At 43.7% G+C, this 15,462-nt stretch carries 11 protein-coding genes and 2 tRNA genes; 6 read left to right on the top strand and 7 right to left on the bottom strand.

From position 1 onward, the window contains the following. Positions 1–39: 39 nt before the first annotated feature. Positions 40–2,766: a pyruvate, phosphate dikinase gene (ppdK, locus tag AB6811_RS00935; RefSeq protein WP_369488324.1), complete on the bottom strand. Its 2,727-nt coding sequence runs from the start codon at positions 2,764–2,766 to the stop codon at positions 40–42. A gap of 284 nt (positions 2,767–3,050) precedes the next feature. Between ppdK and AB6811_RS00940 the strand changes: the two genes are divergently transcribed. From AB6811_RS00940 to AB6811_RS00955, 4 genes are all read left to right on the top strand, one after another. Then, positions 3,051–5,225, top strand: a complete 2,175-nt coding sequence (locus tag AB6811_RS00940) for a S9 family peptidase (protein ID WP_369488325.1) — start codon at positions 3,051–3,053, stop codon at positions 5,223–5,225. A gap of 250 nt (positions 5,226–5,475) precedes the next feature. Next, positions 5,476–5,562 (top strand) — tRNA-Leu (locus tag AB6811_RS00945). Between the two features lie 302 nt (positions 5,563–5,864). Further along, positions 5,865–5,948, top strand: a tRNA-Leu gene (locus AB6811_RS00950). Between the two features lie 66 nt (positions 5,949–6,014). Continuing rightward, positions 6,015–6,746: an MBL fold metallo-hydrolase gene (locus AB6811_RS00955; protein ID WP_369488326.1), complete on the top strand. Its 732-nt coding sequence runs from the start codon at positions 6,015–6,017 to the stop codon at positions 6,744–6,746. Positions 6,747–7,295: 549 nt separating this feature from the next. Here the strand turns inward: AB6811_RS00955 and AB6811_RS00960 are convergent. The 5 genes from AB6811_RS00960 to AB6811_RS00980 all read right to left on the bottom strand — a co-directional run bounded on the left by AB6811_RS00960 (position 7,296) and on the right by AB6811_RS00980 (position 13,284). After that, positions 7,296–7,466, bottom strand: a complete 171-nt coding sequence (locus AB6811_RS00960) for a hypothetical protein (protein WP_369488327.1) — start codon at positions 7,464–7,466, stop codon at positions 7,296–7,298. A gap of 325 nt (positions 7,467–7,791) precedes the next feature. Further along, on the bottom strand, positions 7,792–7,962 hold the full coding sequence (locus AB6811_RS00965) for a hypothetical protein (protein WP_369488328.1): 171 nt from the start codon (positions 7,960–7,962) through the stop codon (positions 7,792–7,794). Between the two features lie 667 nt (positions 7,963–8,629). After that, positions 8,630–11,662 (bottom strand): serine hydrolase domain-containing protein, encoded by a 3,033-nt coding sequence (locus AB6811_RS00970; protein WP_369488329.1) that lies wholly within the window; start codon positions 11,660–11,662, stop codon positions 8,630–8,632. A gap of 340 nt (positions 11,663–12,002) precedes the next feature. Beyond that, positions 12,003–12,506, bottom strand: coding sequence for a 6,7-dimethyl-8-ribityllumazine synthase (gene ribH, locus AB6811_RS00975; RefSeq protein ID WP_369488330.1), 504 nt, complete (start codon positions 12,504–12,506; stop codon positions 12,003–12,005). A gap of 85 nt (positions 12,507–12,591) precedes the next feature. Further along, positions 12,592–13,284 (bottom strand): tetratricopeptide repeat protein, encoded by a 693-nt coding sequence (locus tag AB6811_RS00980; RefSeq protein WP_369488331.1) that lies wholly within the window; start codon positions 13,282–13,284, stop codon positions 12,592–12,594. A gap of 122 nt (positions 13,285–13,406) precedes the next feature. On the opposite strand from AB6811_RS00980, the gene recF reads away from it, so the two are divergent. Continuing rightward, entirely contained in the window at positions 13,407–14,516 is a 1,110-nt protein-coding gene (recF, locus tag AB6811_RS00985; protein WP_369488332.1) for a DNA replication/repair protein RecF, read from the top strand. Between the two features lie 2 nt (positions 14,517–14,518). Next, the gene (locus AB6811_RS00990) at positions 14,519–14,809 is read left to right on the top strand and encodes a DciA family protein (RefSeq protein ID WP_369488333.1); all 291 of its coding nucleotides are present in this window, start codon (positions 14,519–14,521) and stop codon (positions 14,807–14,809) included. Between the two features lie 31 nt (positions 14,810–14,840). On the opposite strand, the gene AB6811_RS00995 is transcribed toward AB6811_RS00990, so the two are convergent. Beyond that, entirely contained in the window at positions 14,841–15,452 is a 612-nt protein-coding gene (locus tag AB6811_RS00995; protein WP_369488334.1) for a TetR/AcrR family transcriptional regulator, read from the bottom strand. Positions 15,453–15,462 lie beyond the last annotated feature (10 nt).

A 15,462-nucleotide genomic window follows, 5' to 3' on the forward strand; every position in this document is an offset into this window, starting at 1 on the left:
CTGATTTCAGGGCGTTTTCATACAAATATTATACCAGAATTACTTCCCGAATTTAATACTTGCTTGAGCAGCGGCTAGGCGTGCAATGGGAACGCGGAAAGGTGAGCAGCTTACGTAGGTTAAGCCGTTCTTGAAACAGAATTCCACTGATGCAGGATCGCCACCTTGCTCACCACAGATACCAACCTTAAGTTCAGGACGAGTAGTACGACCTTTCTTAACACCCATTTCAATTAGCTGGCCTACGCCATCCTGATCGATGGTTTGGAATGGGTCAGCTGCAAGCATTTTCTTATCCAGATAATCCTGTAGGAATCCGCCAATATCATCACGGCTGAAACCAAAGGTCATCTGGGTGAGGTCGTTGGTACCAAAGGAGAAGAACTCGGCTGTCTTAGCCATTCTGTCGGCAAGTAAGCAGGCGCGAGGTATCTCAATCATTGTACCGTACTTATACTCAATGGCTTTGATGCCAAACTTATCGCAAACCTCAGCGTAAACGCGGTCAACAATTTTCTTGGTGAAATCGAGTTCCGATACGTCGCAGGTAACGGGTACCATGATTTCAGGCTTAGGAGTTTTGCCTTCCTTCATCAGCTCAGCTGTAGCCTCAAAAATGGCACGGATCTGCATTTCGGAAACTTCGGGATAGGTTACACCAAGGCGCACGCCACGGTGACCCATCATGGGGTTAACCTCGTGGAGGGCCTCGCCACGTTTAACAATTGCTTCAACTGTTATACCTAAAGCCTTGGCTAGTTCAGCTTGTTTTTCGGGGCTTTGGGGTACAAACTCATGTAGGGGTGGGTCGAGCAGACGGAAGGTAACTGGTAGGGTGTCCATGGCAAGCATGGTGTTCTTAACATCACGCTTAACGTAAACGAATAGCTCATCCAATGCCTTACGGCGCTCTGCCTCGGTTGAACTAAGAATCATCTTGCGGAGCAAGAACAAAGGCTCTTCGGAACCCTTACCGTAAAACATATGCTCGGTACGGAACAGACCGATACCTTCGGCTCCAAAGTCACGTGCTACCTTGGCATCCTCAGGGGTATCGGCATTGGTGCGAACACCCATCTTACGGTACTTGTCAACCAACTTCATAAACTCCTGGAAGCGAGGATTCTCAGTGGCTTCCATAAGTTTTAGTTCAGCGTTATATACGTGTCCCTTGGTACCGTTGAGGGTTAGAATATCACCTTCTTTAATAACAACGCTTGAACCTTCAATCTTGGCCGTTTTATCAGCAGCATTTACTTTGAGTGCACCAGCACCAACAATGCAGCATTTACCCCAGCCACGAGCAACAAGAGCTGCATGTGAGGTCATACCTCCACGAGCGGTAAGAATGCCCATTGCGGCACGCATACCTTCTACGTCCTCGGGGTTGGTTTCTTCGCGAAGGAGAATTACCTTTTCGCCTTTACGTGCCCATGCCACTGCATCTTCGGCTGTGAATACAACTTTACCAACTGCTGCACCAGGACCAGCGGGTAATCCCTTTACAAGCGGAGTTACTTTAGCTTCTTCCTTGGGATCGCAAATGGGGTGAAGTAGCTCATCGAGCTGCACGGGGTCAACACGAAGAACGGCGGTCTTTTCATCGATTAATCCTTCGTGTAGCATATCCATGGCCATGTTCAGGGCAGCAGTACCTGTACGCTTACCCGCACGGCACTGTAACATGTATAGCTTACCTTCCTGAATGGTGAACTCAATATCCTGCATATCCTTGAAAGCTTTTTCAAGGGTGTTGCGGATTTCAACCAGTTCCTTGTAGGTGCCTGGCATAAGTTCCTCCATGCTGGGAAGATGCTTATTTTGCTCGTTCTTGGTGTCGTTGTTAAGAGGGTTTGGTGTACGAATACCGGCAACCACATCCTCACCCTGGGCATTGATAAGCCATTCACCGTAGAATACATTGTCGCCGGTTGCAGGGTTACGGGTAAAGGCTACACCGGTGGCTGAGGTATCGCCCATGTTACCGAATACCATGGTTTGAACGTTAACGGCTGTTCCCCAATCATCAGGAATACCCTCAATACGACGATACGAAACTGCTTTCTTACCATTCCAGCTCTTGAACACGGCTTTAATACCACCCAGGAGTTGTTCCTTAGCATCATCGGGGAATTCCTTACCAAGAACCTTTTTAACCTGCTTCTTGAACTCCTCAGCTAAGAATTTAAGATCGTCGGCAGTTAAATCTGTATCGCTCTTGTATCCCTTGCTATGTTTGTATTCGTCGAGAATATCATCGAGTTGCTTGCGGATACCCTTACCATCAACTGGCTCAATGCCTTCGGCCTTTTCCATCACCACGTCGGCATACATCATAATTAGACGACGGTACGAGTCCCAAACAAACCTTGGGTTGTTGGTTTTCTTAATAAGACCGGGAATGGTTGAAGAGCAAAGACCAATGTTAAGTACGGTGTCCATCATACCGGGCATGGACTTGCGGGCACCTGAGCGGCAGCTCACTAGAAGTGGATTCTCTGCATCGCCATACTTCATGCCCATCATCTGCTCAACCTTTGCCATGGCATCCCATATTTCAGGGATCAATTCGGCAGGTAGCTCATGGTTATTCTTGTAATACTCATTACAGGTATCGGTTGTAATGGTAAAACCTGCGGGTACTGGTAAACCTAACAAGCACATTTCTGCAAGGTTTGCACCCTTACCGCCAAGCAGATTCTTCATGTCTGCTTTTCCTTCGGCCGTCTTGTTTCCAAAGACGTAAACTCTCTTTACTTTCGACATCTATTTTTGAGTTTTTAATTAAACTTAAAGGGTTTTATTTACTTTGTTTCAACAAATTCTTCGTGAGCTTACAAAAGTATTAAAAAAAATGGAATAGGGGAACAAAAGTTTGGTTTTCACACCTTTTAACATCCGCAATCGATTTAAAGCTATTGCTTTTTGTCATGTTATAGTGAATTTTTTATTGCTACCTTAGTGCCATGGTTAAAACCATATTACTGACTAATCGGATTTAAACATTTGGCTTACTTTGATATCAAAATAGAAAACCAAAACCAATGCGTATGAGAAGAGTAATTCTTTTGTTGCTTTCAGTTTTAGTTGCTGGGCTTCAGCTTTCAACGGCACAGGTTGCCAAGCAGCAAATTACCCTGGACGATCTTTTTAAAAAGGGTACATTCCGCTCAAAAAGTATTTGGGGGCTTACACCCATGAACGATGATGAGTACTACTCAGCGTTGAACGATAAACGACAAGTGGCAAAGTTTAAACTTGCCACGGGCGATCAGGTAGAAGTTTTATTCGACCCCTCTGCATTTGATGTGCCAGAGCTAAATGCAATGTCGGGTTATCAACTCTCAGCCGATGAAACCAAGATGTTGGTTGAAACCAATCCGCAATCCATCTACCGCCACTCCTACACCGCTGAAAATTTTATTTACAACATTAAAACCAAAGAGTTAAGGCGCTTATCGTCGAACGGACCACAAATGAATGCAGCGTTCTCGCCCGATGGCAGCAAGGTGGCCTTTGTCCGTAGCAATAATATCTATATTGTTGACTTGAATAACTTTGAAGAGATTCAAGTGACAACCGATGGCGAGTATAATAGTATTATTAACGGGGCAGCCGATTGGGTTTACGAGGAGGAGTTTGCCCTTACCACAGGTTTACAATGGTCGCCCGACTCCAAAAAACTTGCTTACTTCCGCTTTGATGAAAGCCGTGTTAAGATGTTTAACATGACCATGTACGAGCGTAATCTATACCCCGAGAACTATACCTTTAAATATCCTAAGGCTGGTGAAGATAATTCCATTGTAACAATTCATGTGTACAATTTAGATAGCAAAGTAACAAACCAAATGGATGTTGGCCCAAATACCGACCAGTACATTGCGCGTATAAAGTGGATGCCTACCTCCGATAAACTTTGCATGATTAGGCTCAATAGACTTCAGAATCAAATTGACATACTAATGGCCGATGCAGCAAGCGGCAATTCTGAAAGTGTGTTTACTGAAACAAATAAGTATTACATAGAGGAGGTTTCCGATGATTATCTAACCATTACCCCTGATGGGAAACGCTTTATTTTAACATCGGAGCGCGATGGATATAAGCATATTTACCTTTACGAATGGCAAAGTATGGCAATTAAGCAGGTTACCAAAGGTTCAAACGAGGTAATTGCAGTTAACGGTTATAATCCAAAGGAAAAAACCATTTACTATCTTGGCTACGACCAAAGCCCGTTACGGAAGGCTATTTTTTCAGTTGATTCTAAAGGACAGATTCGAAAACTTTCCCCGAACAGTGGAACGAATAGCGCAGTTTTTACAAAAAACTATAAGTATTACATGGTATACAACTCTTCAATTACCTCGCCCCTGAGTGTTACCCTTTACAAAGCAAATGGGAAACAGGTAAGAGTGATGGAGGATAACCAAAAACTTAAGGAAAAGCTTGAGCAATACGATATTCCCCAGAAGGAGTTTTTCACCTTCAAAACCTCCGAGGGAGTTGAGCTCTATGGCTATATGGTTAAACCCCTTAATTTTGACAGCGCCAAACGCTATCCGGTTATGATGTACCAGTACAGTGGCCCAGGCTCACAGTCGGTTACTGATAATTTCCGTATTGGTTGGGATGAGTACTTGGCAACCCAAGGCTACATGGTTGTTTGTGTCGATGGCCGTGGAACAGGCGGACGAGGCGAACAATTCAAGAAGATGACCTACGGGCAACTGGGATATTACGAATCCATTGATCAGATTGAAACCGCTAAATATCTTCAAACCCTTCCTTTTGTGGATGGCAGCAGAATAGGGATATGGGGTTGGAGCTACGGTGGCTACATGTCGAGCCTTTGCCTATTCAAAGGCGCCGATGTATTCCGCATGGCCATTGCCGTTGCACCCGTTGCTAACTGGCGCTACTACGACTCAATTTACACCGAGCGTTTCATGGGCCTACCCCAGGATAACCCTTTGGGCTACGATAATAACTCCCCAATTAACCATGTTGACAAGTTAAAGGGCAAATTCCTCCTAATCCACGGCACAGCCGATGATAACGTTCATTTCCAGAACTCAGTTGAAATGATAGAGAAGTTGGTTCAGGCCGGCAAGCAGTTCGACGTAATGGTATATCCTGACAAAAACCACGGCATACGTGGCGGAAATACTACTATGCACCTTTACACACTTATGACTAACTATATAAAGGAAAACCTTTAGTTTGATAATTTTTTCATGATAATAGCCAGAGGTGAAACTCTGGCTATTGCTTTTAATTTTTACATGAAATATGTTTGCATGCAAGTTATTTCTTTATATCTTTGCATCCGCAATTTTGAAAATGTTGTTTAGGTAGTTTATAACTGCCCAGATGGCGGAACCGAGTGAAACGAGCTCCCGCCATCCAGAGGTAACCGGGTTAAATTACTATGATAGAAGTTCTTTCGGTGCTGAAGTATAGTTTATAACTGCCCAGATGGCGGAATTGGTAGACGCGCTAGTTTCAGGGACTAGTATCAGCAATGGTGTGCAGGTTCGAGTCCTGTTCTGGGCACCAGAAATCACATAAAAATTTTTCTGTGAACTATGCAGGAATTAATTTTGTTATTATTTTTGCAGCGATTTTAGTATTTGTATTATAGAGATTGCCTAGGTGGTGAAAACGAAATTTTAGGTTTAAGCCACCCAAGGTAAAAAGAATAAGAAAGTTAGGCAAAAGAAAAGACCTAACTACCGAATAAAGATGCTAAACGCCCAGGTGGTGGAACCGAGTGGAACGAGCTCCCACCACCCTAGGTAAAAAAGAATAAGAAAGTTAGGTAAAAGAAAAGACCTAACTACCAAAAAAAAATGCTAAACGCCCAGGTGGTGGAATTGGTAGACACACCAGCTTGAGGGGCTGGCGCCGTCAAAAGCGTGCAAGTTCGAGTCTTGTCCTGGGCACTCTCACAAAACCTTGTGTTCTTCACAAGGTTTTCTTATTTTTGGTGTTCACCAAATCGTAAAGCTATGAGAGCCAATTTACTTTTTGCCGCTTTTAGCATGGTGTCAACCATATTGTTTGCCCAAAAAACCGACTATTTTACCACTTCAAATGGCAACACCTTGCGAATAGCTCATATAGGCCATGGAACGTTAATGTGTAATTTCCGTGGTAAGGTAATTCATATTGACCCATGGTCGAGATTGGCAAACTACGACTCGCTTCCAAAGGCCGACTATATCTTTCTTACCCATCATCATGGCGACCATCTGGATTCAGTGGCTTTATCGAAAGTGTTTACCTCCAATACACAGCTTTACTGGACTAAGATCTGTGCAGAGCAAAGCAAGCTTAAGCTGGAAGGGAGGCTGGTAGCCAACGGCGACACCATTGGCACTCCTGATTTCCGTTTTATTGCAGTTCCCGCTTACAATATAGTGAATAAACGTCCGAATGGTAATCCATTTCACCCTAAAGGTGAGGGCAATGGATATATATTTGAGTTTGACAACCTACGTGTTTATGTGGCAGGCGATACCGAAAATATTCCTGAAATGGAAAACTTTGGGAAAATCGATATTGCATTTTTACCTGCAAACCTGCCCTATACCATGAGTCCTGAGATGTTAAAAGCGGCTGTTATGATGCTTAAGCCCAAAATTCTTTACCCTTACCACACTGGCAATACCGATTTGAAAGCGCTTAACGATATTCTTGTTGATATGGATGTTGAAGTTAGATTTAGGGACTTGAAATAAGCCCAAGTGCCATGAATTTTGTGGAATGAGTCGGGATGTGTCGGAATGAATCGGAATAGACGGAATATGATGGAGTTAGAGGAAGTTGAAGTCCGTGAACCGTTAATCGTTAACCGTGAAACGCGAGACTTGAGTGGGAATGAGTCGGAATAGTGGGAATATGAGGAAGTTAGAGGAAAATAGAGGGAAATAGAACAGTTAAATTTAAAACCATAGATTATCGAATTTAAACGGGCTATAAAATAGAGACGCAGTAATATTTTTAGAGGAAAATCGTCAAATGAAAAATTCAATTGACTAATCTGGGATCAATGTTGATTAGTTAAGGTTATTTGTCATGCTGCGCGTAAGCTAAACATCACGCTGTCATGCTGAGTCCCGATTTATAGGGTAGACTTCGCCGAAGCATATCATTGCTCTTTTCTCTTCAATCCTTTGAAAAGATCCCTCGACTTTGCTTGGGATGACAAAACCCCTATCTTCTTTCTGCTCCCTTGTCATGCTGAGCTAGCCGAAGCATCTCTTTGAACCTGCAACTCTCTATTAATGCTATTCCTCAACCAACAAGGAGCGGAAGAAGCAAGCAGAGGCATAAAAGCCAGACCCGGCAATGGGTCGGGGGTGGAACGTGGTGGTGGGCCTAGTAAGTGATACCAAATGAGTCACGCCGCAGGCGTGGCGAATAGTATCGCGTGGCAGTTCCGCCCGCGGGGTACCCATCGGGTCGGGCTTTTTAGCCTTGATTTTCTTTGGTTCTTTCTTGTATCAAGACAAGAAAGAACGTGTAAATAATTCTTTGTAATGATTTTTCTTTTGCGATGCAAAGTTTCACCTTTGCTTTTTGGTAAAGGCATTTCGTGCATCGCTATACATGTGGGAGTAGCCATGGGGTTACAAATGTTTCGCCCCTACAGGGCTGGAAGCATTATGGTTATAAAAGATTCCTCGACCAGCTCGGAATGACAACACCATTGGCTCCCTCACTCCCTTTGTCATGCTGAGCCAAGCCGAAGCATCTCTTTGAACCTGCAACTCTCTATTAATGCTATTCCTCAACCAACAAGGAGCGGAAGAAGCAAGCAGCGGCATAAAAGCCTGACCCGGCAATGGGTCGGGGGTGGAACGTGGTGGTGGGCCTAGTAAGCGATACCAAATGAGTCACGCCGCAGGCGTGGCGAATAGTATCGCGTGGCAGTTCCACCCGCGGGGTACCCATCGGTTCGGGCTTTTCAGCCTTGATTTTCTATGGTTCTTTCTTGAATCAAGACAAGAAAGAACGTGTAAACCGCTCTTTGCCACGCTTTTCCGTTGCGATGCAACGTTTCACACTTGCTCTTTGGCATATGTATGGCGTGCATCGCTATACATGTAGGAGTAATCATGGTGTTACAAATATTACGCCCTTACAGGGCTTGAGACGTTGTTCGTTGTTTGTTGTTCGTGAAACTATTGTCATGTTGAGCGCATGCGAAATATCTCAAGGGAGCGATTAGTGATCCTTCGCTGCGCTCTTGATGACAGGCATGTATATTAACTTAACGACATTGAATCTTGGATAAAAAAAAGTTGTCCGGGTTATACTGTCTTTTAGATCTGGGACTAATGGTGGATTCGATGCATGGCCGACAGTAAATGCGGTGATCCGGACAACCTGGCTGCTGGTGGCAACAGCAATTATGTATTTATGGTGTTTGGGACGTCATAAGTAATAACAAAACCGTGCCAGAATTATTGAATAGATTTTGATAGTTAATAAAAAATCACAACTATAAGAGAATCAGGTTTATATAATTTGAGTTTGAAACGAATTCCAATAAAAAAAGCAAAAAGGTGTAGAAAAATTTCTACACCTTGTGGAATGCGGTTGTTGTGCCTCTTCTCCTTTATTGCCCACTAGGTTTGCTTACGCTTTGAATGGCACGGTAAAATATATCGTGAATTCGTGTGCGGTAATTCATTGCTGAAAGTTTAGTGTTTTCAGCATCGGGGTGAACACGGTTTGATAGGAAAATGAATACCAATCCGTTTTGTGGGTCGGCCCATACCATTGTTCCTGTAAAACCTGTGTGGCCAAAGCTTTCGGGCGAAGCCATTGTTCCTGCAGGCGATGAACCGTTGGCATTGGGCTTATCGAAGCCGTAAGCCCTTCGGTTGCCATTTGTTGTAGCTGGGTTGGCAAAACTTTTTACTGTTGAGGGAGCAAAAAAGCGTTTGCCACCGTATTCTCCATCGTTCAGGTACAGCTGCATAAGCTTAGCCAAATCGTTGGCGTTGGCAAAAAGGCCTGCATGGCCAGCAACTCCGCCAAGCATGCCAGCAGCCGGATCGTGTACATGCCCCCATATCAGCTGCTTACGGAAAACGGGGTCGTGTTCTGTTGGGGCTATTCTTTCGGTGTCGAAACGTAGTAGCGGATTAAAACAGGTGTAGTTCATCCCTAACTTGCTATATAGCGGTTCAACCACCTTGTCTAATCTTTTCTGTTCAACTGTTTCAATTACCTTTTGCAGGTATAGGAAACCCAAATCGCTATATCGGTATTTACCCGCATCGGAAATTGGCGACTGGTTAATCCACCGGTAAATGGAATCGTTGATACTTGCCAAAGAGTATATGCGGTATGCAACATTATTTGGGAAGTTGCTGCTTGAATCGGTTCGGTAGAACTTAGGGCTTGGGTAGGCAAACCGGCTGGCGTATCGTTTCCCGTTAAATTTATAGGGATGAGTTTGGCTGAATGTTTCAGTCCACAAGGGTATGCTAGGTTCCAACGATGTTAATGTGTTCATATAAAATGGAATCCAGGCCTGCAAACCCGACTGATGCCTCAAAATATCACCTAAAAGTAGTTTCGACTTATCAGGGAAGTTTTTTAAATCGATAAACTGGCCAAGTTTTGAATCGAACGACAGCACACCTCGGTTATACAGGCTCATAATAGATGGCAACGTTGCGGCAACTTTGGTAACTGATGCAATATCGTAAAGCATTCTGATATCGTTGCCATACTCCGAAACGTAGGTGGGTTTCCCAAAGGCTTTGTTATAGAATACAACCCCATCCTTTGCCGCAAGGATTTGCATGCCTGGAGCAGCCCCTGTTCTTATTATTTCCATTGCAAGGGAGTCAACCTCCGAGAGCTGTTCCGACCCTATTCCAAGTTCTTCGGGGATGCTGTATCCAAGTCTAATTCTTTGGTTTGATGCGTAACCGGTATTAATGCTAAAAAGGCCGCTTGCCGTTACGCTTAACCTGCCTGAGAACGGAATACCACCAAAAATGGTTTGGGCTGTAAGGTTTTGGCTGTCGGCTGAGTTATCGTACGATACGATTATGGCAGCAAATGCTAAAGGATTAGCAAATCTGCTAATGGAGTAGGGGTTGCCAAACAGATTAAGAATCACCCTTTTACGGAACGATAGGTCGAACAGGAAATTTGATGATTGTTGGCTTACCCCAAAACCCTTTGCAGCCTTGCTTTCAATAGTGTGGTAACCAACAATAATTAGGTTGTATGGCTCTAGATTGGTAAGTAGGGTATCGTACTCTGCCTGTTCGGCTTCGGGGTTGATGGAGAAAGTATGCACGGCAGTGTAAAGCTCAAGCTGCTCCCGGAATGCATCACCTTTACTTTCGCCAATTTCAATATAAGCAATCCTAAGAGTATCGAGCCCTCTAAGGGGAAGGATATTATTTGCATTGTGTATTACAGTAATTGCGTTTCGTATAATTTTCCTGCGGAGTACCTGTGAGTAAGGACTGTTTAAATCGTTATAAAGCCTATCAATATTAATTGGGCGGTATTTATTTAAACCAACCAGATACTTGGCCATAAGAACTTTTTTGCATTTAATGTTAATGATTTCTTCGGGGATTTGCCCGCTTTTAATAAGCTGTTCAACTTTTTTAATAGTATTTTCAATCTTACTTGGAAAGAGCAGAATGTCGTTGCCGGCCATAAGGGAACGTATGTTGGCATCAACCGGGTTGTAGAAATCAGCAACACCTTTCATATTCATGGCATCGGTAAATGCAAGGCCGTTAAATCCAAGTTCGCCAAAAAGTTTTTGGCCAACAATGCGGGGCGATAGGCTGGCGGGCAGGAGGGTATCGGGTTCAAGGGAGGGAATTTTAAGGTGTGCAACCATAACGCTAGCTACGCCGGCAGCAAAAAGCTTTTTGAAAGGGTAGAGTTCTATGGAATCGATTCGGTTTGCGCTATGTGGCACCAGGGGTAGGGTTAGGTGTGAATCGTCGTAGGTGTCGCCATGGCCGGGAAAATGCTTGGCGCAAGCCAGAATACCATTTTCCTGTAGTCCTTTGGTGTAAGCCATGCCATGCCTGGTTACCATTTCCATGTCCTGACCAAAAGCTCTGGAGCCAATAACGGGGTTGAGCGGGTTAGTGTTTATATCGATAACCGGTGCAAAGTTGATATGGATACCCATTCGTTTGAGCTGATGGGCAATATCGGCTGCCATTTGGTAGGTTAGCAAGGTATCGTTGGTGGCACCAAGCGCCATTTGCCTGGGATACGAGATGGTGCTATCCAACCGCATTCCTAATCCCCATTCGGCATCGATGCCAATAAGAAGGGGAACCTTTGCAAGCGATTGGTAGTAATTAGTTTGCCGTGCTTGACGGACAGGTCCACCCTGAAAGAATATCAACCCACCAATTCCTTGTTTTGATACAAGTTGCGAAATCTCCATTACATGGGAATCGTCCTTGTTGGAGTATGCAGCCACCATAAAAAGCTGTGCAATACGTTCCCTTATGCTTAGGCTGTTGAAAACGGAATCGACCCAGCGCATTTGGCTGGCTGAATCAGCTTTGCTTATCAATGGGTTGCTTTGCTGTGCGCTAATTGTTTGAGCAAATATCAAAGGAAAAAATACCCAAAAAACACGTTTCATTTTTAATTGGTTAAGGCTCCGGTAATGCAAATATAGCATTAGCTGGAAATCGTGCCATTTTTTAAGCTGATTTTGTTGAGAAGGGGGGCGGAGTTAAAAGTGAAAAGTTAAAAACGGTTCGCGAGCCGTATGCCGTGAGCCGTGAATCGTTAACCGTTATCCGTTAAACGTGAACCGTTAACCGTTAAAGGGGGATACAAATTTTTTACACTTATTTCGTATAATGCCAAACCTTAGGTCAAATATCAGGTAATAAATATCACGAGTAACGAACAACCATCAACGAACAACGAACAGCCATCAACGAGCAACGAACAACCATCAACGAACAACGAATCCGCTATCCTTCCAGTTCCTCCATTTCTTTTTGGAGTGCAGCCATTTTAATGGCAGTGATTGCTGCTTCAACTCCCTTGTTGCCGTGTTTCCCTCCAGCGCGGTCGAGTGCTTGTTCAAGATTATCGGTAGTTAGCACGCCAAAAATGAAAGGAATATTATAGTTCATGTTGAGTTCGGTAATTCCGTATGTTACACCCTGGCAAATAAAATCGAAATGGCGGGTTTCGCCCTGAATAACACAGCCAAGGCATATAACAGCATCCAAATCGGCATACTCGGCCATGAACTGTCCGCCAAGGGTTAACTCATAGGCGCCCGGAACGTGCTTTACAAGAATGTTTTCGTCGGTGGCACCATGCTCAATTAGGGCGCTATAGGCACCCTCAAGTAGCTTATGGGTTACAGAATCGTTCCAGTCCGAAACCACAATGCCAAACTTCATGTTCTTGGCGCTAGGCACCATGTTTGGATCATAGCTCGATAGGTTTTTCAGATATGTTGCCATAGGATTTTTTTTTCAAAGATACGAATTTGTAAAAAATAAGGGGTGTTTAAAAGCACCCCTTAAAATATCTATCTCTGCTTAGTTTTTACTTTCCCATCAGTGCGTTTATACGCGCAATATCTTTTTCAATATCGCGGGCCTCAATGCTCTTTGTAAAATCATTCTTGATGATATTGTAAAGGTTAAGGGCCTTATCGTACTGTTTGAGTTCCTCGTAAACCATTCCAGCCTTTTTCAGGAAAATTGGCGTGGTAAAATCATTCTTCTCGTAATTGGCGGCCTTAACATAAAACTTGGCAGCATCCTTTAGCTTGTTGAGTTCCACATAGCAATCGCCAATAGCGCCATAAGCAATTGGGGTAACCATTTGGTCGCCGGCATCAAACTTTTTAAGGTAATCAATGGCCTTTTGGTATTCACCAAGTTCCCTAAGGCAGATGCCTGCGTAGTAATTTGCCAGGTTCCCGGTGCGGGTCATTCCGTACCTATCAGCTATAGTGGCAAAGCCTAAATCGTTCTCGTTACCATATAGTGCCAGGCGAAACGAATCCTGCTCAAAGTAATACTGAGCCTGGAAAATTTGAGAGCTAGCCTCGTTCTCCTTGGGCTGTAAGTAAAGTTTTTTGTAACCAAAATAGATTGCCACAATAGCTAAAATTGCTGCAACAATAATGGTAAGGCTCTTCTGGTTTTGCTCAATGAACTGCTCAGTACGGGTTAAAGCGTTGTCAATTGATTCTACAGTATCGGTTGTCTGCTGTTTCTTTTTATCTGCCATAACTAATGAATATTTATTTTTTAACAAAGCAATCGCAAAAGTAATTGTTTTTGTAATATCTGAAAATTTTAGGCAAACATTTTCGGTTTAATTACCTTTGCAAATATTCATTTTTAACTACTATGTATCTTAAAAGGCTAACAGCCATAAACTTTAAGTCGATAAATCAGCTTGATATCGAGTTTGATAACAAGATAAACTGCTTTGTGGGGAACAATGGTCAGGGTAAGACAAACATGCTCGATGCAATATACTTCCTTTCCATGTGCAAGAGCTCTCTTTCGTCAACTGATTTACAGGTGATACGTCACGGACAGGATTTTTTTGTACTGCAGGGTTTTTACTCGCGCCAAGGTGTTGATGAGAGCATATATTGCGGGTTAAAGCAGGGCGAAGGGAAAATTTTTAAGCGTAACGGCAAAGCCTACGAAAGACTGGCCGACCACATTGGTTTTCTTCCGGTGGTTATGGTTTCGCCAGCCGATAATGAGCTGGTTGAGGGAAGTGGCGAGGAGCGCCGCAAGTATATGAATGGTGTTATTTCACAAATTGACCATATTTACCTCGATGAGGTTTTGCGCTATAACCGATTGCTTGCTCAACGCAACAGCCTTTTAAAAACCTATTCCCGTACCGCTTTTAGCTACGATTTGATTGAGGCTATTGACATACAGTTAGCGGAGTATGCTTCGGTAATCCACTCAAAACGCAAGGCGTTTGTGGAACAACTTATTGAAATCCTCCAGGAGTACTATAACAAGGTGTCGGGCGGACAGGAAAAGGTTTCGTTGAGCTACAAGTCGCACCTGAACGATACCCCTGCCGAGACACTTTTTCGGGAGAATATCGAAAAGGACAGGGTTTTGCAGTACACCTCGGTTGGAATTCACCGCGACGACCTTACGCTTTTAATTGATGGATACCCCATTCGCAACGAGGGCTCTCAGGGGCAACAAAAAACTTACCTGATTGCACTTAAGCTTGCGCAGTTCGATTTCATTTCTAAAGTTGCAGGTATTAAACCCCTTTTGCTACTCGACGATATTTTTGATAAGCTCGATACCGGCAGGGTGCATAGGCTAATTGATATGGTGGCAAATGATGGATTTGGCCAGATATTTATTACCGATACTAACAAGAATAGGCTCGAGGAGGTTTTGGCAAAGGTAACGTCGGGGTATCGCTTTTTTAGGGTTGATAATTCTGAGTTTGAACTGGTTGAGTCGAGGTAATCATGAGCGATCACAACACAAAATCGTTGGGCGAAGCCATAAAGGCTTTCATTGATGCCATGAAGTGGAACGATAACTTTAATCAGGCATCAATCCGTTCCGACTGGGAAAGAATTGTAGGCCGCGATATAGCCATGCATACAACCGATATCCAATTTAAGGAAGGGGTTTTGACCCTAAGCCTAAATTCAGCCGCTTTAAGGCAGGAACTGCATATGCGCAGGAAGAATTTGCTTACCCATATCAATGAGTATTTTGGGAGCGAAGTGGTAAAAGAGATTAGAGTGAAGTAAAAACCCCACAGCCTTTGTGGGGTTTGTTGTTCTAAGGGCGGAGTGCACTCATCAGCAAGTCGTAAACATGTTCGCGCCTATCCTCAAGGAATTGAGCCATTTGCTCATTGCTCAATGTCATTCTATAGCCAATTAGCCACTTAATGGCAAACGGGAAAAGGATTAACGAGATCATGCTAACAAAGAACTGTTCCGGGTCAACCTTTCGAATATTGCCCAGCTCAGCCTCATGTTTAAGCTGGTTTGAAAAAGTTTCGGTGTTGTAAAGAGTATGAACCGCTTTTAGTCTTGATGCCTGTTCGGCATTCCTGTGAATAATTGAAAGTACAAAGGGAACAAGCAAGGGATCTTCAGTTAATATATCGATGTAAGTATTGATATAAACCTTAATCTTTTCTGCAAGTGGCATGTCGGAGTTAAGTATTTGCCTGATTTTCTGTCCATTATCCTTAATAGATTGCTCAAAGATCTGCTCAAGTAGGTTCTCCTTACTCTGAAAGTAGTAGTTCATGAGCGATAGATTAACGCCGGCTTTGGATGCAATTTCACGTACGCCAACTCTATCGACTCCCTTTGCAATAAACAACTCCCGAGCTGTTTCCATCAACTTTAAACGGGTTGCGTTTCCGTGTTTGGTATCCATACTCTTTTAA

The sequence above is a fragment of the Tenuifilum sp. 4138str genome (assembly GCF_041102575.1).
Classification (GTDB): domain Bacteria; phylum Bacteroidota; class Bacteroidia; order Bacteroidales; family Tenuifilaceae; genus Tenuifilum; species Tenuifilum osseticum.